The 23,493-nt window shown below is 65.0% G+C and carries 21 protein-coding genes; 9 read left to right on the top strand and 12 right to left on the bottom strand.

Annotated elements, in window-relative coordinates:
* Nucleotides 1–16 precede the first annotated feature (16 nt).
* Entirely contained in the window at nt 17–1,177 is a 1,161-nt protein-coding gene (locus ACE10X_RS12435; RefSeq protein WP_038387397.1) for an ABC transporter substrate-binding protein, read from the top strand.
* Nucleotides 1,178–1,373: 196 nt separating this feature from the next.
* Nucleotides 1,374–2,117 (top strand): NAD(P)H-dependent oxidoreductase, encoded by a 744-nt coding sequence (locus ACE10X_RS12430; RefSeq protein WP_304556608.1) that lies wholly within the window; start codon nt 1,374–1,376, stop codon nt 2,115–2,117.
* Here ACE10X_RS12430 and ACE10X_RS12425 read toward each other — a convergent pair.
* The 10 genes from ACE10X_RS12425 to ACE10X_RS12380 all read right to left on the bottom strand — a co-directional run bounded on the left by ACE10X_RS12425 (nt 2,114) and on the right by ACE10X_RS12380 (nt 11,707).
* Entirely contained in the window at nt 2,114–2,590 is a 477-nt protein-coding gene (locus tag ACE10X_RS12425; RefSeq protein ID WP_038387404.1) for a GNAT family N-acetyltransferase, read from the bottom strand. The genes ACE10X_RS12430 and ACE10X_RS12425 overlap by 4 nt on opposite strands.
* Before the next feature lie 142 nt (nt 2,591–2,732).
* Complete coding sequence (locus ACE10X_RS12420) at nt 2,733–3,926, bottom strand: acyl-CoA dehydrogenase family protein (RefSeq protein ID WP_080583518.1); 1,194 nt, start codon at nt 3,924–3,926, stop codon at nt 2,733–2,735.
* Entirely contained in the window at nt 3,923–4,858 is a 936-nt protein-coding gene (locus ACE10X_RS12415) for an alpha/beta hydrolase (RefSeq protein ID WP_375764198.1), read from the bottom strand. The genes ACE10X_RS12420 and ACE10X_RS12415 overlap by 4 nt, the downstream gene beginning before the upstream one ends.
* Before the next feature lies 1 nt (nt 4,859).
* Nucleotides 4,860–5,609, bottom strand: coding sequence for an SDR family NAD(P)-dependent oxidoreductase (locus ACE10X_RS12410; protein ID WP_375764197.1), 750 nt, complete (start codon nt 5,607–5,609; stop codon nt 4,860–4,862).
* A gap of 1 nt (nt 5,610) precedes the next feature.
* Nucleotides 5,611–6,405 carry an enoyl-CoA hydratase/isomerase family protein gene (locus tag ACE10X_RS12405; RefSeq protein WP_038387408.1) on the bottom strand — a complete coding sequence of 265 codons (795 nt, stop codon included), beginning with the start codon at nt 6,403–6,405 and terminating at the stop codon, nt 5,611–5,613.
* 236 nt (nt 6,406–6,641) lie between these two features.
* Nucleotides 6,642–7,139: an aromatic-ring-hydroxylating dioxygenase subunit beta gene (locus tag ACE10X_RS12400; protein ID WP_038387409.1), complete on the bottom strand. Its 498-nt coding sequence runs from the start codon at nt 7,137–7,139 to the stop codon at nt 6,642–6,644.
* Entirely contained in the window at nt 7,139–8,398 is a 1,260-nt protein-coding gene (locus ACE10X_RS12395; RefSeq protein WP_038387410.1) for a Rieske 2Fe-2S domain-containing protein, read from the bottom strand. Before ACE10X_RS12395 ends, ACE10X_RS12400 begins: the two co-directional genes overlap by 1 nt.
* Nucleotides 8,399–8,586: 188 nt before the next feature.
* On the bottom strand, nt 8,587–9,096 hold the full coding sequence (locus ACE10X_RS12390; protein ID WP_038387411.1) for a hypothetical protein: 510 nt from the start codon (nt 9,094–9,096) through the stop codon (nt 8,587–8,589).
* Entirely contained in the window at nt 9,093–10,121 is a 1,029-nt protein-coding gene (locus tag ACE10X_RS12385; protein ID WP_157788101.1) for a phosphotransferase family protein, read from the bottom strand. The genes ACE10X_RS12390 and ACE10X_RS12385 overlap by 4 nt, the downstream gene beginning before the upstream one ends.
* Nucleotides 10,122–10,153: 32 nt before the next feature.
* The gene (locus tag ACE10X_RS12380; protein ID WP_038387413.1) at nt 10,154–11,707 is read right to left on the bottom strand and encodes a long-chain fatty acid--CoA ligase; all 1,554 of its coding nucleotides are present in this window, start codon (nt 11,705–11,707) and stop codon (nt 10,154–10,156) included.
* A gap of 203 nt (nt 11,708–11,910) precedes the next feature.
* Here ACE10X_RS12380 and ACE10X_RS12375 point away from each other — a divergent pair, with 203 nt between their 5' ends.
* The 6 genes from ACE10X_RS12375 (at nt 11,911) to ACE10X_RS12350 (ending at nt 19,498) form a co-directional block, all read left to right on the top strand.
* The gene (locus tag ACE10X_RS12375; RefSeq protein ID WP_038387414.1) at nt 11,911–13,134 is read left to right on the top strand and encodes an ABC transporter substrate-binding protein; all 1,224 of its coding nucleotides are present in this window, start codon (nt 11,911–11,913) and stop codon (nt 13,132–13,134) included.
* A gap of 49 nt (nt 13,135–13,183) precedes the next feature.
* Nucleotides 13,184–14,299: a hypothetical protein gene (locus ACE10X_RS12370; RefSeq protein ID WP_375764196.1), complete on the top strand. Its 1,116-nt coding sequence runs from the start codon at nt 13,184–13,186 to the stop codon at nt 14,297–14,299.
* A 5-nt stretch (nt 14,300–14,304) separates the two neighbouring features.
* Nucleotides 14,305–15,231 (top strand): acyl-CoA thioesterase II, encoded by a 927-nt coding sequence (locus ACE10X_RS12365; RefSeq protein ID WP_051003207.1) that lies wholly within the window; start codon nt 14,305–14,307, stop codon nt 15,229–15,231.
* Nucleotides 15,232–15,439: 208 nt separating this feature from the next.
* Nucleotides 15,440–15,673: a hypothetical protein gene (locus ACE10X_RS12360; protein ID WP_028339610.1), complete on the top strand. Its 234-nt coding sequence runs from the start codon at nt 15,440–15,442 to the stop codon at nt 15,671–15,673.
* A gap of 277 nt (nt 15,674–15,950) precedes the next feature.
* The gene (locus ACE10X_RS12355; protein WP_038387416.1) at nt 15,951–18,284 is read left to right on the top strand and encodes a TonB-dependent siderophore receptor; all 2,334 of its coding nucleotides are present in this window, start codon (nt 15,951–15,953) and stop codon (nt 18,282–18,284) included.
* Nucleotides 18,284–19,498 (top strand): PepSY-associated TM helix domain-containing protein, encoded by a 1,215-nt coding sequence (locus ACE10X_RS12350; protein ID WP_375764195.1) that lies wholly within the window; start codon nt 18,284–18,286, stop codon nt 19,496–19,498. Before ACE10X_RS12355 ends, ACE10X_RS12350 begins: the two co-directional genes overlap by 1 nt.
* A gap of 22 nt (nt 19,499–19,520) precedes the next feature.
* On the opposite strand, the gene ACE10X_RS12345 is transcribed toward ACE10X_RS12350, so the two are convergent.
* Nucleotides 19,521–20,003 (bottom strand): DUF4269 domain-containing protein, encoded by a 483-nt coding sequence (locus tag ACE10X_RS12345; RefSeq protein WP_244435954.1) that lies wholly within the window; start codon nt 20,001–20,003, stop codon nt 19,521–19,523.
* Between the two features lie 266 nt (nt 20,004–20,269).
* Nucleotides 20,270–21,907 (bottom strand): isocitrate lyase, encoded by a 1,638-nt coding sequence (locus tag ACE10X_RS12340; protein WP_038387420.1) that lies wholly within the window; start codon nt 21,905–21,907, stop codon nt 20,270–20,272.
* A gap of 145 nt (nt 21,908–22,052) precedes the next feature.
* On the opposite strand from ACE10X_RS12340, the gene ACE10X_RS12335 reads away from it, so the two are divergent.
* Entirely contained in the window at nt 22,053–23,486 is a 1,434-nt protein-coding gene (locus ACE10X_RS12335; RefSeq protein ID WP_038387438.1) for a short-chain fatty acyl-CoA regulator family protein, read from the top strand.
* Nucleotides 23,487–23,493 lie beyond the last annotated feature (7 nt).

Here is a 23,493-nt window from a genome sequence, read left to right as displayed (position 1 = left end):
CCATGAGGAGGAGACAATGATCAAACACCTGGCGGCGGCCGCGCTGCTGCTCACCACGGCCTGCCTTGCGGTCAGCCCGGCGACTGCCGCCGATCCCGGGATCACCGACAGCGAGATCCTGATCGGCGACGTCGAGCCGCTGACCGGCCCGCCGGCGCTGCTCGGCGTCGCCGCCTCGATCGGCCACAAGATCGCGATCGCGGAAGCCAATGCCGCCGGCGGCATCAACGGCCGCAAGATCAGATATGTGCTGGAGGACGACGGCTACGTCACCGCGCGCACCATCCAGGGCGTCAAGAAGGTGATCGACGTCGACAAGGTCTTTGCGGTGCTCGGCATCTCCGGCTCGGGCCAGTCGATCGCCGTGATGCCGGTGCTGGAGAAATCCGGCATCCCGACCGTGATCGACGTCGCGCCGGTCAAATTCCTGTGGGAGCCGCCGCGCAGGAACGTGTTCGTGGTCGGCCAATCCTACGAGGAAGGCATCATCCACCTCGTCAACTTCCTCGTCGACAGGAACCCCGGCAAGAAATGGGGCCTGATTACCCAGGACGACGATTACGGCATCACCGTGCGCGACGGCTTCGATTCCGTGGTCAAGGCCAAGAAGCTGAACGTCGTCTATAGCGGCAACTACAAGAAGGGCCAGCAGGACTTCTCGTCCGACATGCTGCAGCTGAAGGATTCCGGCGCCGAGGTGTTCCTGGCCGGCGGTATCATCGCCGAGAACATCGCGATGACAAAGGAGCTCGAGAAATTGAACATAAAGCCGGTGACCGGCATCTTCTGGCCCGGCCGCATCGAGCCGGTGCTGAAGCTGATGGGCCCGGCCGGCGACGGCATCTACGCGGTCGACTATGTCGAGCCGTTCGCGGGCGAGGCGGGCAAGGCCTTCCTCGAGAAGGCCAAGTCGCTGGTGTCGGAGGCCGAGTTCAAGGGCATCAACCGCTACACCATGACCGGCTATGCAGCCGCGAAGGTGTTGATCGCGGCGATCGAGCGCTGCGGCAAGCAGCCGACCTGGGCCTGCACCATCTCGGAGCTGGAGAAGACCAGGAACGTCGAGACCGGCGTGATGGCGTCGATCAGCTTCGGGCCCGGCGTCCGCTTCTCCAACCAGAAGCTGCAGGTCATGCAGGCCGACGCCGCGACGCTCAGCTTCAAGCCGGTGCAGTGAGTAGCTTCCGCAACCTCATTCTACCTCTCCCGCATGCGGGGGAGGTCGTATCGCATCGGAGATGCGATACGGGTGGGGGCTCTCTCCACGCAAAGAGTGTCCTTTGTGGCGATACCCCCACCCCAGCCCTCCCCCGCAAGCGGGAGAGGGAGCAGAGCGCCGTCGCGGCAACGTCGAGCTTCAAATCGGTGAACAGATGAAGGTCCTGATCGTCTTTGCTCATCAGGAAGCGCAGTCGTTCAACGCCGCACTGCTGGCGCGGTCGGTGGCGGAGCTGACCGCGCTCGGACACGCGGTCAGGATCTCCGATCTCTACGCCATGCGCTTCAACCCGGTGGCGACTGCCGGAGACTTTGGCGCGCGGCGGTTTCCCGATCGGCTGCAATATGACCGCGAGCAGAAATACAATCTGCAGCACGGGGCGCTCAGCGGCGATATCGCCGCCGAGATCGAGAAGCTGTTGTGGTGCGACCTCTTGATCCTGCAATTTCCGCTGTGGTGGTTCTCCGTCCCCGCCATCATGAAAGGCTGGATCGACCGCGTGTTCGTCAACGGCGCAATTTACGGCAGCGGCCGCCGCTACGACACCGGCGGCCTCAACGGCCGCCGCGCCATGGTCGTGACCTCGACCGCCGCCTATCCCGGCATGTGCGCGCCCGACGGGCTGGTCGGCGCACTCGATGTGGTGCTGTGGCCGATCCAGAACGGCATGCTCGCCTATGCCGGCTGCAAGGTGCTGCCGCCGTTTGTGTCGTATTCGGTGAATTTCGTCGACGAGGCCACACGGCACCGCTATCTCAACGACTACGCCGAGCGGCTGCGGCAGATCGAGACCACCGAGCCGCTGTTCTTCCATCCGCTCGCGGATTTCGGCGAGGACTGGCGGCTGAAGCCGGGGATCATGTCGCAAACGGTCGGCCAGGTCCGGCCTTCAAGCTAAGAGGCAGGTATCGTAAACGCGAACATGGACAATTGAATCTCGGGCGAAAATACGAAGGGCGTCATGCCGATCTTGATGGCGCCGAGACGGTCGTAGAATTCCACTGCGCGTGGGCTCGAATAAATCAGGATGACACTTCCTGCCATCTTTCTCGACAGTTGTACTGCGGTCTCGAAAAGCCGCGTACCAAAGCCGCTCCGCGCGCATGTCGGATCGACAAAAATGCCTTCGAGCAGAATGAGGCCGCCCATGCCCGTAGGTCTCAAGGCCGTGTAGCCTCGCTGACTGCCCTGCTCGTCCTCGGCCACAAGGACCAGTCCGGCCGCGATCAGCGCAGGATTAACCTTCAGTCCCGGCATGAACCGAGCGACGGCCGCGTCGTCATAACCACTGCGCATCGTCGCGCGCACCGCGATCCGGGTCAGTTCCTCGGCCTCGTCGACGCGCGCTGGCCTTATCCGGCTGCATGTCATTGCCGTCTCCAGTCCCTGCCGCAATCACATAGCCGGAGATCACAAGAATTCAAGCCCGCTTGCGCACGCGCGCACTCTCCAGGACACCGATCGCAAGAGCGGATAAAGGCTGCGTCGACAGCTTCCGCTCCAGGCGAGGCGTTCACATCCGCTTCGCCACTTCTTCCAGCATCACCTCGGTGGCACCGCCGCCGATCGTCAGCACCCGGGCGTCGCGCACCATGCGCTCGATCGGGGTGCCGCGCATGAAGCCTGAGCCGCCGTGCAGTTGCAGGCAGCCATGCACGACCTCGTGCAGCACCTCGGGCGACAGCGCCTTCACCATCGAGACCTCACGCAGGCAATCCTGCCCGGCCGCCGCGAGCTCGGCGGCCTGATAGGCCAGCGCCCGCGCCGCCGCGGCCTTCGCCGCAAGCTGGGCGAGCTTCAGCCGCACGCCCTGCTGATTCCAGAGCGGGCCGCCGAACGCCTGTCGCGTCTTCACGTAATTCGCCGTCAGCTCGATCGCTTTGGCGGATTCGCCCGCGCAGATGCCGCCGATGCAGATGCGCTCGTTCTGGAAGGTCTCCATGATGCCATAGAAGCCCTTGTTCTCCTCGCCGAGCAGGTTCTCCGCCGGCACGCGCACGTCCTGGAACGCGAGTTCGGCGGTGTCCGAGCAGAGCCAGCCGTGCTTGTCGAGTTTGGTTGCCGAAATGCCCGGCGTGTTGCGCTCGACGATGAACAGCGAGATGCCGCGGCTGCCCTTGGCATGCGGATCGGTCCGCGCGGCGACGATCAGGAGGTCGCCATAGACCGCGTTGGTGATGAACATCTTTGCGCCGTTGATCACCCAGACATCGCCGTCGCGCCGCGCGCGCGTCTTCAAGCCTGCAACGTCGGAGCCCGCATCGGGCTCGGTCACCGCGATCGAGCAGACCGTCTCGCCGCGGATGATCGCCGGCAAATATTTCTGCTTCTGTTCCAGCGTGCCGCGCAAGGAGATGTGCACCGCTGACATGTCGGTATGCACGAGGATCGACGAGGTGAAGCCGCCGAAGCTGGAGCGCCCCAGCTCCTCGGCGAACACCATCGAGGCCAGCGGCCCCATGTCGGTGCCGCCATATTCGGCGGCGTGGCGCATGCCGAGGAAGCCGAGCGCGCCCATGCGGCGATAGATCTCGCGCGGGATCTTGCCGTCGCGCTCCCACGCCTCGGCATGCGGCACCACTTCCTTCTGGACGAAGCGGCGGACCTGCTCGCGCAGCATGCGCAGCTCCTCGGGCAGATTGGGCGGCTCCGGGAAATGGAATTCGGTCTCAGTGAGCTGGCGCGGATCCGAGGTCATGACGTTCATTGTGGCGCTCTCTCATGGCCGATGTGAAGATGGTTGCGCAAAAAAGCTGCCAGCGATGCGATCGCCTCTCGCGCCGGCGGAATCTCCGGGAACATCTGGAACACGTGGATCATGCCGTCCCAAACCTGCAGCGCGACGTCGACTCCGGCAGCCTTCGCCCGTGCGGCCAGTTCCGTCGCATCGTCGCGCACGGTCTCACGGTCGCCGACCTGCACCAGCAGCGGCGGCAGACCGGTGAGATCGGCAAAAAGCGGCGAGGCGAAGGGATCGCTGACATCGCCGTCCTTGCCGAGATAATTCTTCGCCAGCGCCAGGATCATCGCGCGCTGGTGGATCGGATCGGCCGCGGCCCGGCTCTGATAGCTCGCGCCGCTCGCGGTGAGATCGGTCCAGGGTGACATCAGCGCGCCGGCGGCAGGGAGCGGCAGGCCGCGGTCGCGCGCCGCCAGCATCGCAGCGAGCACGAGATTGCCACCGGCGGAGTCCCCGGCGAAGGCAATATCGGCAGGACGCAGGCCCTGATCGCGTAGAAAGTGATAGGCAGCGACTGCGTCATCGAGCGCCGCCGGAAACCGGTGCTCCGGCGCCAGGCGATAGTTGATCGAAAGCACTTGGCAGCCGGATGCGTCAGCAATCCGTGCGGCCAGGTCGCGATGCGACGCGACCGAGCCGATGCGGAAACCGCCCCCGTGAAAATAGAGGATCGCCTTGTCGCGAGGCGCGTCTGTCGGCACGAGCCATTCGCCGTCGACCTCGCCGGTCGAGACCGGCTGGCACGTCACCGGCACCGAGCAGCCGGCAAAGGCGGCGTCCCAGTCGTCGCGCATCTGCGCCACCGATGTATCGCGAGTCCAGCCGCGATAGATCGCGCGCAAACGCTCGATCGCGCGATCGACCGGCGTGATTGCGATATCGTCGTCCGCGCTGCCCATTTCAGCCGCCGATGCCCATGCCGCCGGAAACGCCGAGCGTCTCGCCGATGATATAGGCGGCCTGGTCGGAAGCCAGGAACAGCGCGGCAGCCGCGACCTCCTCCGGCTCGCCGAGGCGGCCGAGCAGCGTTGCACCGGTCATCGCCTGCAGGATCCCGTCGCCGCCCTTTGCCACGGCCTGCTCCAGCATCGGCGTGCGGATCGGTCCCGGCGCGATCGCGTTCGCGGTAATGCCATAGCGTGCATTTTCCCGCGCGATGCTCCGGGTGAACGAGATCACGCCGCCCTTGGCCGCGGAATACACCGCGCCACCCTTGGAGCCGAGCCGTGCGGCCTCCGAGGTGACGTTGATGATGCGGCCAAAGCGCGCCGCCTGCATCGCCGGCAGCGCGGCGTGGGTGCAGGCCAACACCGAGGTGAGATTGACCGCGATCAGCCGCGCCCAATCCTCCGCCGTGGTATCGGTGAAGAAAGCGTGCTGATCGACGCCGGCATTGTTGATGACAATGTCGAATGGGCCGTCCTGCGCCATCACCGTTTGCACCGCGGTCGCATCGCTGACGTCGAGCCCGGCGACGCCGGCGCCGGTCTCGCGCGCCAACTCCGAGGCCGCGGCGACATCGAGATCGGCGATCACGACCCTCGCACCCGCGCCGGCAAAGCTGCGCGCGATCGCAGCACCGATGCCGCGCGCGCCGCCGGAGACGAAGGCGCGGCGGCCATCGAGACGTCCGAATGGCAAGGTCGCCACCTCAGCGCCCCGTGAATACAGGCTGGCGCCGCTCGATCACCGCGGCGAGGCCTTCGCGTGCATCGGCCATCCCCGAGAGTTCGGCGACGGTGCGCGCCTCTTCCGACAGGCACTGCTCGATGCTGGTCCCGGTGCCGGCCCAGACCAGCCGCTTGGTCGCCGCCAGCGCCTTCGGCGCGCCGGCCGCAAGCTCGCGGGCCAGCGCGAGCGATGCCTCGGCAAGCTCGGCATCGGGCACGACCTTGGTGACGATGCCCATCTGCAACGCTTCGGCCGCCGGGATTACCGGATTGGTCAGCAGGATCGACATCGCCCGCCGCAGGCCGACCAGCCGCGACAGCGTGACGGAGACGCCGGCATCCGGCGCCATCGCCACCCGCGTCGCGCCAGCGAGGAATTTTGCCGATTCCGCCGCGATCACGATGTCGGAAGCGCAGACCAGGCCGAAGCCGCCGCCGCCCGCCGCAAAGCCCTGCACCGATGATATCACCGGCGCCTCCAGCCGCAGCAATCCGGTCACAGCATTCTGCAGATAGGCGGTGGCCTGCCGGATATAGTCCGGCAGCTTCTCGCCCTTGGCGGCAAAGGCGCGGACATCGCCGCCGGCGCAGAAGTTGGTGCCCTCGCCGCTCAGCAGCACGACGCGCAGATCCGGATGACCATGACAGACCATGATGGCGTCGCACAGCGCGTGGAGCAGCTCAACGCTCATGCCGTTGGCAGCATCAGGGCGGTTGAGCCGCAGCCGCGCGATGCCGTCGGTGATGTCGAGCAGGACGGGGCCGTTATCGATCATGGCGAGACCTTTCTTAGAACGAGGTCGGACAGAGTCGAATAGTGACGGTGCGCTCCCTCTCCCCGTTCTTACGGGGAGAGGGTTGGGGTGAGGGGCCGTCTCCGCGTGTACGGTAGTAGCTGCGTCTGCGGAGACTCCCCCTCACCCGGAACGCATCTCGCGATGCGTTCCGACCTCTCCCCGCGCGCGGGGAGAGGTGAAGCGGAGTGCCCGTCTCTGTGCGATGCAGATTCATGTCAAACCAGGAATGAGAGCGTGTAGATCGCCTTGTCGTTGTTGACGAGGATGACCTTCTTGGCGGCCATCCGCAGTTCGCCATCGACATGGCGCAGCCGGTATTCATTGCGCGCCGCCCACAGCGTATCGTCGCGCAGGCTCGACTCGAAAATGAGACTGTTGCTGGCGACCGCGATGTCTCCGTCATCAGGCTGCTCGTCCATCAATTCGATGTTGGAGATCAGCCGGCGCAGGTTCGACTGCGGCGTCTGGGTGAAGTGCTTGCCGGTCATCAGCTGCCGGACGCGCAGCGCGATCCGCGAGCGATTGTCGTAGATGATCGACATCTGCCGTTCCGGATCGATATCGGCGCCGTTGGCCGGCACCCAATAGACGCCGTCGTCTGTCCAGAGCTTTTCCCAGGCCTCGTATTGATGCTCGTCCTGCAACCGCGCCTCGCGATAGAGGAAGGCGGTGATGGCGCTCATCAACGTGGCGCTGCTCTCGCGCGACAGCATCAGTTCGGCTCCATCAGCTTGCGATAGTGCGTCCAGATGCCGCGCGACGGCACCTCGTCGGTGACGTGACCGACCGTGAAGCCGAGCTCATCCTGCCGCTCGCGCTTCTCGCCGCGGCCGAGGAATATCCATTCCGGATTGCGCGCCAGCACGCCGCGATGGCAGCGCTCGTACATTTCAGAATCATCCGCCAGCAGGAAGCCGGCCGGGCCGACCGAGCCCATGGTCTGCTGGCGCAGCCTTCGGTTCAGATCGGGCGCGCCCTTGAATTGCAGCGCGGTGACGTGCTGCACGCTGTCGTCGACGCCGAGCGGCTGGATCACGAACATCTGGATCTCGGCGATGAACAGGTTCGGGAAGATCATCACATGCGGCGTGCCGTCGATCATGATCTCACGCGCCGCGGTGTCGCCATGGGCGGCCTTCATCCGCGCGGTGTAGTCCGGCAGCCGGTCCTCGCTGGTGCCGAACCAGCTCATCGGCGCATCGCGCTTGCGAAATTCCGGCCGCAGATCGATCTCGGTATGGCCGTTGCCGTAGTCGCGCGTCAGCGCGGTCGAGGCGCCGCCATAGAGCTTGCCGATCATGCTGTCGGCGACGCCGAAGATCGAGGTGTGCACGAAGGCCGGGTGATAGCCGTCGCACTCGTTCTCCAGGATGAACTTCCAGTTCGCCTTGACGCGATGCTTGAGAAAGCCCGCCGTGATCTCGACCTCGCCCTCCGGCGAGGTGCGCACCAGGCGATCGATGGTCTCGGCGGCGCCGCCGAGGTACTCCTTCAGCGTCGGGCCATCGGCCGCGAACGAACCGAACACGAAGCCGCGGTAAGACTCGACGCGCGTCACCCGCCCGAGCGCGAGCTGCGCCTTGTCCTGCCCCTCATAACCGTCGGGGAAGGCATAACCAACCAGGCGGCCGTCATTGGCGAAGGTCCAGGAGTGGAACGGACAGGTGAACGAGCGGGCATTGCCGCGCTCATAGGAGCAGACCTGGTTGCCGCGATGCGAGCAGCGATTGAGCAGCAGATTGACCTTGCCCTGCTCGTCGCGCGTCATGATCACGGATTGCGGGCCGATCGACTTGACGACGTAGTCGTTGGCGTTCGGCACCTCGCTCTCGTGCCCGACATAGACCCAGGTCCGGTACCAGATGTTCTTGAGCTCGGCCTCGAAGATCTCGGGATCGGTATAGAGCGATCCGTGCACCCGGTCGGGCCGGATCAACCGTTCCCATGGCGAGGCGCCGGTCATCATGTTCATCGTTCCGTCTCCCTCACCGATCGCCTGCCGCCGACGTTTTCATCGATGGTCAATAATAATCCGAACGACCGTTCGGTGAATTAATAGCACGGGCACCGCGGGCCGGCAAGCTTCTTTCCCGGCGCTACCAATGAATCCCGGAACACTGCGCAAAGATGCAATTCCGGGTAGCCGGCGATGCGACGGGCTCAGTCCTGCGCCGCGCCACCGTCGCGTTCGCCGCCTGCGATCTGCTGCAGCATCGACTTCGGCGTTGTCGCGAGCTCGATCTTCAGCTGGTCGCAGGTCGCCTGCCGCAGCAGGCGTTCGATCTCGGTCGCGGCATTGCGATTGGCCACACGCGCGCCCTCGCCGGTCGCCCAGAGCAGAAGCTGCCCGAGCCGACGGTCGCCATCGTCGCGCAGCGCCTCGATCGCGGCAGCGTCGGACATGTCGCCCCGGACGCGTGGCGTCGCTGGAATCTCCGGATGCGTCATGCCGTCGGCCAATCGCTTGACTGCCACGAATGCATCGTCCTGCAGGCGCACCTGCCCGAGCAGCGGCGCGGCCTTCCAGTCGGCTGCGAGCTTGATGCTGTTCAGCGCGTAGATCGCGGAGAACACCTGGCCGCGGACGAAATCGTCGTTGCTCTTCGGCACGACATGGCTTTGCAGCGCATCGATGATGCCGTCGATCAGCCGCTCGAAGGATGCACTCATGCCGCGGCCTCCAATGCGCGCTCGAAGGCCCGCACGATCGAGGGCATCTGGCTTGCCATCACCGCGAGCCGCATGTCGTTGAAACGATCGACCTCGAAGGCGCGCACCGCGCACATCTGGATCGCGGCCGCCTGGTACAGCGCATAGGCCTCATAAAAGGCGAGGCTCTTGTCCGAGACCGCAATGCCGGAGGCACGCTGATAGAGATCGATCACCTCCGCGCGCTCGAGCACGCCATAGAGCTTGCGGCTCCTGGCGTTGAAGGTCGGCATCATCGCCCAGGCCAGATCCTCGTGGGGATCGCCGAGGTGCGTGAGCTCCCAATCAAGGATGGCGGTGATCCGCCCCTTCTCCTCGATGAAGTTCCCGATCCGGTAGTCGCCATGCACGATGGTTCGGCGGGGCGGCTGCGGGCAGTTGTCGTGCAGCCAGCGTCCACCCCAATCGAGCAGCGGATAATAGCGCGCAGTGGGACGCGCGAGAGAGGCGCGCCAGCCGGCGATCGCACGCAGCTCGGCGCGTTCCCCGCCCTGCTGCAGCGAAGCGAATGGTGTCGCGCCTGGGTCGATCCGGTGCAGCGACGCGAGGATCTCGACGAATTGCCGGGCGATCTCGCGCTTGTGGTCGACATCAAGCCCGCTCGCCGCCCAGGGCGCAGGAACATCACCCTCGACATGCGCGCAGATGAAGAAAGGAAAGCCGATCTCGGCGCCATCCTGCTCTGATGACACCAACGCCGGCACCGGTACGCCGCTGCCGGCCAGCGACTGCAGCGCATAAACCTGGGGCAGCACCGAGTAAGGCGCAAACAGCCCGCTCGGTGGACCGACGCGCAGGATCAGTTTGCGGTCGCCTTCAGCCGCAGTGCGGGCCACGAACGCATAGGTGATCCAGGAGAAACCCGATGATTTGCGACCGAAGCCGACAATCTCCGTCCGGCTCCCGGATATCCGCGACAAATGCCGCGCGAGTGCTGGCCGCACCGCGTCGTCATTGACCACGACCGGGCGAACAGGCTCCGGCACATCTTGATCGGATCGTTTCGCAGCCTCCGGCATCAATTGACCGACCTCGTATAGCCTTGCCACTTCTCCTCGCGCAGCGCCGACTTCATGATCTTGCCGGAGCCGGTCAGCGGCAATGGCTCGAGGCGGATATCGACAGAACGCGGGCACTTGTAACCGGCGATCAAGGTGCGGCAGTGCGCGATCACCATTTCGGAATCGAGACTCCTGCCGTCCTTCGGCACGACGATCGCATGTACCGCCTCGCCCCATTGCGGATCGGGCACCGCGATAACGGCGCATTCCTTGACGTGCTCGTGCTGGAAGATGGCGTTCTCCACCTCGCCGGAATAGACGTTCTCGCCGCCCGAGACGATCATGTCCTTCAGTCGGTCGACGATATAGACAAACCCGTCCTCGTCCATCCAGGCGCCGTCGCCGGTGTGCAGCCATCCGTTGCGCAGCACGCGCGCGCTTTCCTCGGGCTTGCGCCAGTATCCGAGCATCACGCCGGCGCCGCGGATTGCGATCTCGCCGACGGTGCCGCGCGGTACTTCGTTGCCCGCGGGGTCGATGATGCGGATTTCGACGCCGGGCGCCGCCCGTCCCGCCGATTTGCGCTTGCCCGCCAGCGGCCCTTCCAGCGCGTGGTACTCCCAAGGCAGGATCGTCGCCAGCGCCGCGCTCTCGGTCATGCCGTAGCCCTGATGGAACCGCCAGCTCGGCAGCACGCGCATCAGCTTGACCAGCAGCGCATCCGGCATCGGCGACGCGCCATATTCGCAATCCCTCACGCTGCTCAGATCATACGTGCCGAAGGACGGATGATTAAGCATCATGTTGAGCATGGTCGGCACGAACAGGCAGTAATCCACCTTGTGCTCGGCGATGGTCTTCATCGCGAGCTCGGGCTCGAATTTCGCGATGGTCACGTGCGTGCCACCGACCAGGGTCAGCGCGATCATCGGCGAGGTGCCCGCCAGGTGGAACATGCCGGCCGAGTGCAGATACCGGGTGTCTTCGCGGAACCGGAGCGCATAGATCCAGACCAGCGATTCATAGATGATGTTGGCATGCGACAGCATCACGCCCTTGGGAAAGCCCGTGGTGCCGCCGGTGTAGAAGATGCCCGCGAGATCGTTGTAGGCGCCGGACGCATCCGCGATCGGCGCATGCGCAACCAACTCGTCATAGCCCTGCATGCCGCCGGGGACCGGTCCCTCGTCCAGATAGACCATCGCGGTGAGTGATTTTGCGCCGCGCAGCGCGGATGCAATCTCGACGAAGGCCTTGTCGATCAGCAACAGTTTTGGCGTGGAATCGTCGATCGCATAGGCGTTCTCGGCGACCGCCCAGCGCGTATTGAGCGGCACCGCGACCGCGCCGGCCCAGGCGATGGCATAGAGCGCCTCGATATAGAGATCGCTGTTGTGCGCGAGGATAGCGACACGGTCGCCGGCCTCGACGCCGAGCCGCCGCAACCCGCCCGCGGCGCAGGCAACGCGCCGGCCGATCTCCTTCCAACTCCGCGACCGTCCGGCATGGATGGTGCCGGGTGCGTCCTTGCGCAACTGCACCGCCGCGATCAGCGCCTGCGTCAGCTTCATGTTTCCTCCTCAACCGCCATGCGGCCGCGCACGCGCGCGGATGTTTCCGTCACGCGTGAAGCCGATACGCCGCCCGGAGATTCCAGTTGATAATCCGGACAGACGGTCTATTATTACACAGCCGATGCGAAGGGTAAAGCCTTTCAAGGCTTCCATCGCCGGATCAACCAGCCCCGCAAAAGAGGGCGTCATGGGAGGGGAAGATGCGGAAGCCAATCGTCACGCTTGCGGTGTGGGCGTTCGCGCTCACCGGCGCGCTCGGAACAGCGAACGCCCAGAAGGCCTATGGCCCCGGGGTCAGTGACAGCGAGATCCTGCTCGGCGCCAACGCGCCCTACAGCGGACCGGCATCGATCTATGCGAGCTTCCCGAAAACCATGCTCGCCTATTTCACGATGCTGAACGAGAAAGGCGGCATCAATGGCCGCCACATCAACTTCCTGACCCGCGACGACGCCTATAGCCCGCCCAAGACCGTCGAGGTGACGCGCGCGCTGGTCGAGAACGACAAGGTGCTCGCGATCATGGCGCCGTTCGGCACGCCGACCAACGCCGCGATCCAGAAATATCTCAACAGCAACAGCGTTCCGCATCTGCTGGTGCAGAGCGGCGGCACGCGCTGGAACGATCCCAAGCAGTTCCCCTGGACGACGCCCTACTCGCCGACCTACGTCAACGAGTCCCGGATCATCGCGCGCTACGTGCTGCGCGAGAAGCCGGATGCCAGGATCGGCGTGCTGCTGCAGGCCGACGACATCGGCAAGGACTTTGTGCTTGGCCTGAAGGAAGGGCTCGGCGCCAGGGCCGACACGATGATCGTCAAGGAGGCGATGTATCAGTCGACCGAGCCCACGATCGATTCCCAGATCGTGAACCTGAAGGCATCAGGCGCCGATACCATCCTGATCGCCGCGCAAAACAAATTCGCCTCGATGGCGATCCGCAAGATCCACGAGCTCGGCTGGAAGCCGCTGATCTTCCTCGGCTCGACCGCGAATTCGATCGCCGGCGTGCTGGTGCCGGCGGGCATCGAGGCCTCGACCGGTATCCTGACCACGACCTCCTACAAGACACCGAACGATCCGGCCTGGGCTAATGACAAGGGCATGACCGACTATCTCGCCTTCGCCGCTAAATATATGCCGGGGATGGACCCGAACGACGTGATCGCGGTGACCGGCTACACCACGGCCCAGCTCGGCGCCATCATCCTGCAGCGCTGCGGCGACAATCTCACGCGCGAGAACGTGCTGAAGCAGGCCACCAACCTCAGCGGCATCGAGCTACCGATGCTGCTCCCGGGCATCACGATCCAGACCACGCCGCAGGACTACGCAGCGATCACCGAGCGCCGTTTCGCCCGCTTCGACGGCTCGACCTGGGTGCTGTTCGGCGACATCGTGGGCGCCGGCCCGGCCAAGGACTGATCCCGCGCCACCCATCCGACCGAACGGCTCAAACACAGGGACAAGAACAATGCTGACAGCCCAGGACGATCTCATCGGCCACCAGACGCCGCAACCGTTTGCCAAGGCAGGCGGCGGCGATGTCAGGTTCACCGAGCGCTACTGGTACACCGCGCATCCGATCGACGGCAGCGAACTGCTGATCGACATCGGGCTCGGCTATTACCCGAACCAGAACGTCATGGACGGCTTTGCCGGCATCACCATCGGCCGCCGCCAGCACAATTTCCGCGCCTCGCGCCGGCTCGGCGCGCGCCCGCTGGACACGGAAGTCGGCGGGCTCAGAATCGAGATCGTCGAGGGCATGGGCCTGCATAGGATCTCGCTCGCCGACAATCCGTCCGGCATCAGCTTCGCGCTCGAATTCAAGGCGAGCTTTCCGGCGGCGCAGGAGAAGCAGAATTTTCGCGAGCGCAACGGTGTCGTCGAGGAAGACCTCGCGCGCGTCTCGCAATTCGGCCGCTGGCGCGGCTGGATCGTCGCCGACGGCAAGCGTTACGAGATCGAGCCCGAGCTGTGGTGGGGGCAGCGCGACCGCTCCTGGGGCCTGCGATCCGAGATGCGCACCGACGAGACCAGGCCGCCGGTCGCGACCCATCGCAATTTCTTCTGGACCTGGTCGATGTTCCAGTTCCCGGAGTCGGCGCTGTCGATCTTCATCAAGGAGCGCACGCCGGGCAAGCCGCATTACCTCTCGGGCACCGAGTTCCGCCGCGAAGCCGACGGATCGGTGTCGCATCGCGAGGTGACCTCGCTGGAGCACAAGATCGAGTGGGCTGACGATCCGCTCGGTCAGACCATCGCGTCGGCCGACTTCACCTTCACATTCGATCGCGGCGAGCCGCGCCGCGTCAGGATGCATGGGCTACCGACCCGGTTCTATCTCAAGGCCGGCATGTATGGCGGCCTGCAAGGCTGGACCCATGGCGATGACCGCGGCGAGAACCATGCCGGGCACGACATCTGGAACCTCGACGATGCGGCGACGCGCGCCATCGCACGCACGTTGTCGGATCATGTCGTCCGGCTCGAGAGCGGCAACGAGACCGGATTTGGCATCAGCGAATACGGTGTCGCCGCCGGCTATTCGCTCTATCCCGGACCACAGAAATTCCCGGCGATGTGATCGGAATGGACGGGCAAGGCAAGCGCGTCGCGGAAGCCAGCGAATCCGCGTGCGATCCATGGGACAATCAGGCAGCCGAGGCGCTGGTCTCGCTCGAGACCATCGCCCCGCTCCGCTATCGCAGCCGCTTCGGCGACGGCAATCTCAATGGCCGGTCCTATGGCGGCCAGATCCTTGGCCAGGCGATGATGGCCGCGACCCTCAGCGCGCCCGAAGATCGTCCCGCCGCGATGCTGCAGCTCCTGTTCCTGCGCGGTGCCGATCCCGGCCGCCGCATCACGTTCGACGCGCAGGTCCTGCAGGACGGTAAGCGGTTCTCCTCACGCCACGTCGTGGGCAGCCAGGGCAACGGGCGCACGGTCCTGAGCGCGCAGGCCACATTCTGCGCGCCGCAGCCGGGCCCGCGGCACGCGGTGCCGTTCGCACGATCGGAGGATCCCGAAAGCCTGCCCGATCTGAGCATGATCCCCGACGCCCTGATGGCGCAGTTGCGACCGCTCGGTCCTTATTCCCAGCACATCAAGCCCAGCATGGATTTCCGCATCCCCGAGATCGAACGTCAGCTCTCGGCCGCGACGGCAGAGCCGCGCCTGCGCTTCTGGATCAGATCCAGGCAGCCGCTCACCGCTGCTTCCCGCGCCCAGGCCGCGGTGTTCGCCTATCTCTCAGACTGGTGGCTCAACTTCTCCAGCGTCGGCGGCCATCTCGACGCCTTGCAGGCGCGTGCTCCGCTCTATCTGTCGAGCCTCAACCATTGCATCTGGTTTCATCGCACATTTTCGCCGGACGCCTGGATGCATGTCGAAACCGACAGCCCCTGCGCCGATGGCGGCCGCGGACTGTCGATCGCGCGCGTCCACGACCGTGACGGCGCGATGCTCGCCACCGCGATCCAAGAGACGCTGATGGTCCATCCAGAAGGCGACGCGTAGACGCCACGACGGTTGAGCTGATGCCGCGATCGCCGCTTAGTTGCAGTGACGAGCTACAGCAAGTTCCACCCGCTGTTGAATCCTGGCAACACCGGCAAACAAAATGAACAAACGTTCAGCTTAGCCCGATCGCGACCACGACTGTGCCGCATCCCTGTCAAATCCTGCCTGCGGGTGGCGCAACAAAAACACTTTGGGGAAAACCTACATGCAGCAGGCACCGCTGGCCGCACGGAGTGCGGAATCGTCTGGATATGTTCTGTACTTCCAGCTCGCCAGCAACGGCACGAGACGTGCGTGCAGTCTGACGATCCAGGCGGAAAGCGCCAACGAGGCGGCGCGGATCTTTCGCGAGAACTGGGGTACGATCGAATCGATGGCCCGCGACGGCGTCAGCACGGGAATGGTCGGCTCTGCACCGGTCAGCCTGGCGATGTCGTGAGGACATCGCGCGGCATACGGCGAACCATACACCTGAGATGTGACAGGACGACGGCTACAGCCTCGGGCAACGATCGCACGGCCATTTGACGCGCAGACGCGACAAGCAAGTTACGGGGTTCAGGGCTCGCGCACACGCGCGGGCCCTGTCGCGTCTTAGAACGATTCAAATCCATTCCGGTTAGAGAGATTCAAGTTTGCTCCGGTTCTTTTCGCGCGCGCCGACTGCTAGAGGCGGCGTGACCAAGTGCGCGTGAATCGGAAGTCCAAGAGTGCCTGTGAATGCTGGTGGCCGGGTTGTCGGCGACCGTCGAAATGCCGCCGACAAGGGCCGCCCCCATCTGCTGATCGGCGCAGCATTCCTGCTCGCCGATGTCGCCTCCGCGGCAACGCCGGCAAACGCCCAATCGAGCGTCCCGTTGCCGCCTGTTTCGGTCGACCAGCCGACGCAGAAGCGCAAGCCGGCCGCCGCCGCGGCAAAGCCGGCGCAGCGAACGCAGGCGGCCGCCACGGCACGGCAGCGCAGCCGGAATGCCCAACCGGCGCCGCCGACACCGTCGGAGCGCGCAGCAGCTGCCGCCGCGGTGCTCAACGAGGCCAAGCTCCACTATCGCGCGATGCCAAGCTCAACCACGCTGCGGAGCGGCGCCTCGCCGCTCGACACGTCGCAGACGGTGAACGTCGTGCCCGAGCAGGTGCTGAAGGATCAGCTGCCGCGCAACCTCGATGACGCGCTGGCCAATGTCAGCGGCGTCACCCAGGCCAATACGCTGGCCGGCACCCAGGATGCGGTGATGCGCCGTGGCTTCGGCGACAACCGCGACGGCTCGATCATGCGCAACGGCATGCCGCTGGTGCAGGGCCGCAGCCTCAACGCCGCGGTCGAAAGCGTCGAGGTGCTGAAGGGCCCGGCGTCGCTGCTTTATGGCATCATGGATCCCGGCGGCATCGTCAACACGATCAGCAAGCGCCCCGAGCTCTATCAGCATGGTTCGGTGACCCTGCTCGGCTCGACTTACGCCAACTCCAGGACCGGAGCCGACGGCACCATCGATATCACCGGCCCGATCGGCGATCGCGGACTCGCCTATCGCTTCATCGGTTATGGCGTGAGCGAGGACTACTGGCGCAATTTCGGGCGCCATCGCGAAATGCTGGTCGCGCCGTCGCTGGCCTGGTACGGCGAGAACACCACCGTCCAGCTCAACTACGAGCACCGCGAATTCATCACGCCGTTCGACCGCGGTACCGCATTCGATTCCGTGACCAAGGCGCCGCTGGCGATCCCGGCGACGCGCCGGCTCGACGAGCCATTCAACAACATGTGGGGAACCTCCGACCTGATGCAGGCGTCGGTCGAGCACCGGTTGAACCGGGACTGGAAGCTGTTCGCGGCCTACAGCTACAACACCGAAACCTTCAGCGCCAACCAGCTCCGCATCACCGGCGTCAACGCCAAGACCGGCGTCGAGACCCGCAGCAATGACGGCACGTGGGGCTCGCTCAGCAATGCCAGCTACGGCACCTCCTATTTGCAGGGCAATGTCTGGCTCGGCGATATGCGCAACGAAGTGCTGTTCGGCGGCGACGGCCAGTACCGCACGATCTATCGCGACAACCTGATCCGGCAGGCGACCCCGAGCTTCAACTTCTACAATCCGGTCTATGGTCTGATCACGCCGGGGACGACGGTGTCCGCCGCTGACAGCGCCCAGACCGACAAGCTCGGCCAGTGGTCGCTGTTCTTCCAGGACACGCTGCATCTGACCGAGCGCTTCGCGCTGGTCGGCGGTGTGCGCTACATGGATTACGACCAGCTCGCCGGCAAGGGCCGCCCGTTCGTCACCAATACCAATGTCTCGGCCGACAAGGTGTTGCCGCTCGGCGGCGCCATCTTCAAGCTCACCGACCAGGTCTCGCTCTATGCGAGCTACACGCAATCGCTGAAGCCGACCTCGACCATCGCGCCGCTCACCGGCGGCGGCGTGATCGGCTCCAACATCGCGCCCGAAGAGGGCACCCAGTGGGAGACCGGCGTCAAGTTCGACTTCAACAAACGGATATCCGGCACGCTTGCGCTCTACGACATCGACAAGAAGAACGTGCTGGTTTCGCAGCTTAACTCCACGACTGGCACCGTCGAGTACCGTACGGCAGGCAAGGTTCGCTCGCGCGGCGTCGAACTCGACGTCACCGGCAGGCTGACTGACAGCTGGAGCATGATCGGCAGCTATGGCTATACCGACGCACGCGTAACCGAGGACCCGACGCTCGCCGGCAACGCCCTGCAGAACGTCGCGCTGAACACCGCATCGCTCTACCTCGTCTATGATTTCGGCACCGCCCTGCCCGGCCGACTGCGGCTCGGCGGCGGCGCGCGCTATGTCGGCAACCGACCTGGCGATGCCGCGAACAGCTTCGTGCTGCCAGCCTACACGGTCGCGGACGTGTTTGCGACCTACGAGACCAAGGTCCAGTCGTTCCCGGTCATCTACCAGTTCAACGTCAAGAACTTGTTCGACACGGTCTACTACCCTTCAGCCAACAGCATCCTGACGGTCGCGATGGGCGACGCGCGGCGCTTCTCGCTCTCGGCGACGGTGAAATTCTGATGAGTGACGTTTGGCGCCCGATCAAGGCTGCACTGCTTCAGGTCCATTCCCTGGTCGGCCTTGGGCTGGCGCTGCTGTGGGCCGTGGTCGGCCTCACCGGCGCGACGATGGCCTTTGAGGACGAGATCGAGGCCAGCCTGAACAGTCAGATGATGCGCGTCGAGGCCAGCGCGGCCCGGCGGCTCACGCCGGACGAGTTGATCGCGCGGCTGGCAGCGGCGGGCGATTTCGGCAAGGTCTCGGCCGTGACGATGGTCAGCGATCCATCGGCCGCGGCCCGCATCCGTTTCGCTCGCAGCGAAGGCGGCACGCGGCCGTCCTCGGTCTATGTCGACCCCTATGATGGACACGTGCTCGGCTCGCCGCGCGGCGAGGACTTTTTCGCAACCGTCCGCAAGCTGCATCGCTGGCTGCTGTTGCCGGGCGACGGCAACGGCATCGGGCGCAAGATCACCGGGTCAGCCGCGATCTGCCTGATCGTGATGCTGATCACCGGCCTCGTGCTGCGCTGGCCGCGTCGTGCGCGCAGCGTGAAGATGTGGCTGAAGCCGAATCTCAGACTGCGCGGCCGCGGCCTGCATCGCTCGCTGCACGCCGTGATCGGGACCTGGGTGCTGCCGGTCTATCTGGTGATGACGCTGACCGGCCTGTGGTATTCGTTCGAATGGTACAAGGCCGGCGCCAACTGGCTGTTCGCGCGGCCTCAGGCCACGGCCGCCGCGATGCAGTCCAAGCCGCCGCGCGGCGGCGCGGCTGCCGAGAGCAAGACTGAAGCCAAGACTGAAGCGAAGGCCGAGGCAAAGCCGCTTGCCTTCGATCGCGTCTGGTCGGCGTTCCTGCAGCAGGAGAACAACGGTTACGGAAGGGCCCTCCTGACCCTGCCGGCCGGCGCGGGCACGGCCGTGCGCGTGCGGTCATGGTCGCGGGACTCGTCGCGCGAGGCCGTGCGTGACGAATTCCGCATCGATGCCCTCACTGGCCGCGTCATCTCATCGGATCGCTACGCCGACAAGACGTTTGGCGAACGCGTCCTCGCCAGCGTGCTCGACATCCACCGCGGCGCCATCCTGGGATGGCTCGGCAAGCTCGCCTTCATGCTGGCCGCCGCCATGATGCCGCTGTTTGCCGTGACCGGCCTGCTGCTTTATCTGTCCCGTCGCAGGCACCGGCGGCTGGCGCGGCAGCCGGTCGGCCACCTCGTTCCGGGCGAATGAAGCCGTCTCATCAATTTGGCGCTCAGCCGAGATCGCATGCCACGAGCCGGGCACGTAACTCGGCGTCCGTTGCGGCCGCAAGCTCAAGCAGTCCACGATAGGGATCGCCCGATATCCCGAGCACGGTAGCGAACGCAGGCTCGGTCTTGAGACCGCCTGCCCTCAATTCGCCGACGGCTCGCCGCAGCCGTCCATCATCAAGTGCAAGCAGCCTCCGTTCGACCTCGAAGTGGATCCAGCCTCGTTGCTGCTCCACCGGACGCTGATCACCGAACAGTTCGAACGGCCAGCCGTCGCACACAAAGCGGGCAATCACCGGCCGCGTCCCCGAGGTCCACCGGAAGAGGACGAAATCATCGCACGCTTGATAGTGAGCCCAAACGATGTCCGCGAATGCGTTCGGATCGGACGCATGGCAGACGATATCGACGTCGCTGCCGGGCACGGCGAGGCCGAGCGGCAGCGTTCCGACGATACGGGGATCGAACGGCTTCAGCAGTTCCATCACGGCGGAGCTGGTGACGGCGGATGCGTAGTGCCCGACACTCATCGCGTGGCATGCCCTCGAGATCGCAGCGACGCATTACCACACACGCGTGGAACGCGCGAACCTCTGCGAACGGGCGGGCTTGAGGGGAAGCGGGCCCAAAAACGTCACGGGGCGATCTCGACCGCGTCCGTGGTCGAAAATCGCCCCGCCGCCGGCGGACAGGCCAGGCTGCTCGCGCGCCGGGCCGTCCAGCCGATAGTCGAAATGATCCGTTCGATCGGTTAGCCGAACTGGTTCATCGTGTTGTGGGCGCCGCCCGCCTTGAGGGCAGCCTCACCGGCGAAGTACTCCTTGTGATCGTCGCCGATGTCGGAGCCCGCCATGTTCTGATGCTTGACGCAGGCGATGCCCTGACGGATCTCTGCGCGCTGCACGTTCTTGACGTATCCAAGCATGCCCTGCTCGCCGAAATACTCCCTCGCGAGATTGTCGGTCGACAGCGCAGCCGTGTGATAGGTCGGCAGCGTGATCAGGTGATGGAAGATGCCGGCGCGCTTGGCCGAATCCGCCTGGAAGGTACGGATGCGCTCATCGGCTTCCTTCGCCAGCGGCGTGTCGTCGTACTCCGCCTTCATCAGCTCGGCGCGGTTGTACTTGCTGACGTCCTGGCCGGCTTCCTTCATCGCGTCGTAGACCTGCCAACGGAAGTTGAGGGTCCAGTTGAACGACGGCGAGTTGTTGTAGGCCAGCTTCGCGTTCGGAATGACCTTGCGGATCCGATCGACCATGCTGGCGATCTGCTCGATATGCGGCTTCTCGGTCTCGATCCACAAAAGATCGGCGCCGTTCTGCAGCGAGGTGATGCAGTCGAGCACGCAACGATCCGCACCGGTGCCGGGACGGAACTGGTAGAGGTTGCTGGGCAGACGCTTCGGACGCATCATCTTGCCGTTCTGGTTGAGGATGACGTCGCCGTTGCGCGCGTTGGCGGCCGTCACTTCCTCGCAATCAAGGAAGCTGTTGTACTGGTCGCCGATGTCGCCGGGCTTGTGGCTCACGGCGATCTGCTGGGTCAGGCCGGCGCCGAGCGAGTCGGTGCGAGTCACGATGATGCCGTCTTCGACGCCGAGCTCGAGGAACGCATGGCGGCAGGCGCGGATCTTCGCGATGAACACCTCGTGCGGCACGGTCACCTTGCCGTCCTGGTGGCCGCACTGCTTCTCGTCGGAGACCTGGTTCTCGATCTGCAGGGCGCAGGCACCCGCCTCGATCATCTTCTTGGCAAGCAGATAGGTCGCCTCGGCATTGCCGAAGCCGGCGTCGATGTCGGCGATGACGGGCACGACGTGGGTCTGGAAGTTATCGATCTTCTCGATCAGCGCCTTTTCCTTGGCCTTGTCGCCTTCCTTGCGGGCCGCATCGAGCGCACGGAAGATGTCGTTGAGCTCACGCGAATCCGCCTGACGCAGGAAGGTGTAGAGCTCCTCGATCAGGGCCGGCACCGAGGTCTTCTCGTGCATCGACTGATCCGGCAGCGGGCCGAACTCGGAGCGCAGCGCCGCGATCATCCAGCCGGAGAGATAGAGGTAACGGCGGTCGGTATTGCCGAAGTGCTTCTTGACCGAGATCAGCTTCTGCTGGGCGATGAAGCCGTGCCAGCAGCCGAGCGACTGGGTGTACTTGGTGCTGTCGGCGTCATAGGCCGCCATGTCGGCGCGCATCAGCGCAGCCGTGTAACGGGCGACATCCAGACCGGTCTTGAAGCGGTTCTGCAGGCGCATCCGCGCCACGGCTTCGGCGGTGACGCCGTTCCAGGTGTCCTTGCCCTTGAGCAGCGCTTCGGCCGCCTCGATCTCGCTCTGATACGAAGCCGGTCCCTGGATGGCCCGGTCGCCGATCCCGCGCGGTTGGAAGTTCATGTCCGTGATCCCTTCGGTGACGAAATAACTGCACCGTTTGTGACGCGCGGCGTCATCGGGAGCTAGACCTGGCGCGGAAAACTTGTCATAACTTACAAGAAACCGATGTATTGTTGTAAGAATCTTACAAACCTTGGATATGGCGATGGTAACTTCAAGCGCCCGTTCCGTTTTCATGGGTCCACGACTGCGCCGGCTGCGGCGCGACCTCGGGCTGACCCAGGCCGACATGGCCGCCGATCTCGAAATCTCGGCCCCTTATGTGGCGCTGCTGGAACGCAATCAGCGCCCGGTGACGGCCGACATGCTGCTGCGGCTCGCCCGCACCTACAAGATCGATCTGGCCGACCTCGCCGGTGACGGCGGCGCCGATCATACCGCCCGCATGCAGTCCGTCCTGAAGGAACCGATGTTTGCCGACATCGACATCCCCGCTCTCGAGGTCAGCGACCTTGCTGTCAGCTATCCCGGAATGACCGAGGCGTTCCTGCGCCTCTACACCGCATACCGCGAAGAGCAGCTGGCGCTTGCAGAGCGACGAGCTCCGGATCTGGCGATCGCTTCACCGGGTCAGGAGAACTTTGACGCCAACGATCCCGTCGCCGAAGTCCGGCGATTTCTCGCCGCGCGCCGCAACAATTTTGCCAGTCTCGACGATGCCGCCGAGCGGCTCGTCCACGAACCTGCCGGGCCGGCCGGATTTATCGAGCGGCTTCGGGAGCGGCATAAACTCCAGGTCCGCTATCTGCCGCCGAACGTCATGCTGGGTTCGATCAGGCGACTGGACCTGCATCGCAGACAATTGCTGCTCGAGGACTCGCTCGATACCGCGGGCCTGAATTTTCAGCTGGCCAAGCAACTTGCCTATCTGGAACTGGAAAACGAGATCGGCGCCGCCGTCGAAGCCGGCAAGTTTACGACCAAGAGCGCCGAGCTGCTGGCCCGCCGTGCGCTTGCGGCCTATGCCGCCGCCGCACTCATCATGCCGTATTCCGTGTTCGCGAAAGCGGTCGAGGCGCGCCGCTACGATCTGGAGGCGCTGGCGCGGCAATTCGGCACCAGCTTCGAGCAGATCGCGCACCGCGTCACGACCTTGCAACGGCCGGGTCTGGAGAAGGTCCCGTTCTTCCTGATCCGGGTCGATCCGGCCGGCAACATTTCCAAGCTGCTCGACGGCGCCGGCTTCCCGTTTGCAAAGCACGGCGGCGCATGTCCGCTGTGGTCGGTGCACGACATCTTCAAGACGCCGCGCCAGATCGTCACGCAATGGCTGGAATTGCCCGACGGGCAGCGGTTCTTTTCGATCGCCCGTACCGTGACCGCCGGCGGCGGCGCGTTCGGCGCCATCCGCGTGGAGCGGGCGATCGCGATCGGCTGCGCCGCCGAACATGCGGGCCAGTTGATCTACACGCGCGACGGACAGGGGCCGAACGCCGACGAGCCGACGCCGATCGGCGTCGCATGCCGGGTCTGCCATCGCCCAAGATGCGCGGCACGGTCGGCGCCGCCGATCGGACGCGAGATTCTTCCCGACGATTTCAGGACCTCGAGCGTTCCGTTCGGGTTCTCGGCTGATTGACGAAGTC

The organism is Bradyrhizobium sp. Pha-3, from assembly GCF_042258325.1.
GTDB lineage: Bacteria > Pseudomonadota > Alphaproteobacteria > Rhizobiales > Xanthobacteraceae > Bradyrhizobium > Bradyrhizobium elkanii.
This window is presented reverse-complemented; position numbering and strand designations above follow the sequence as displayed.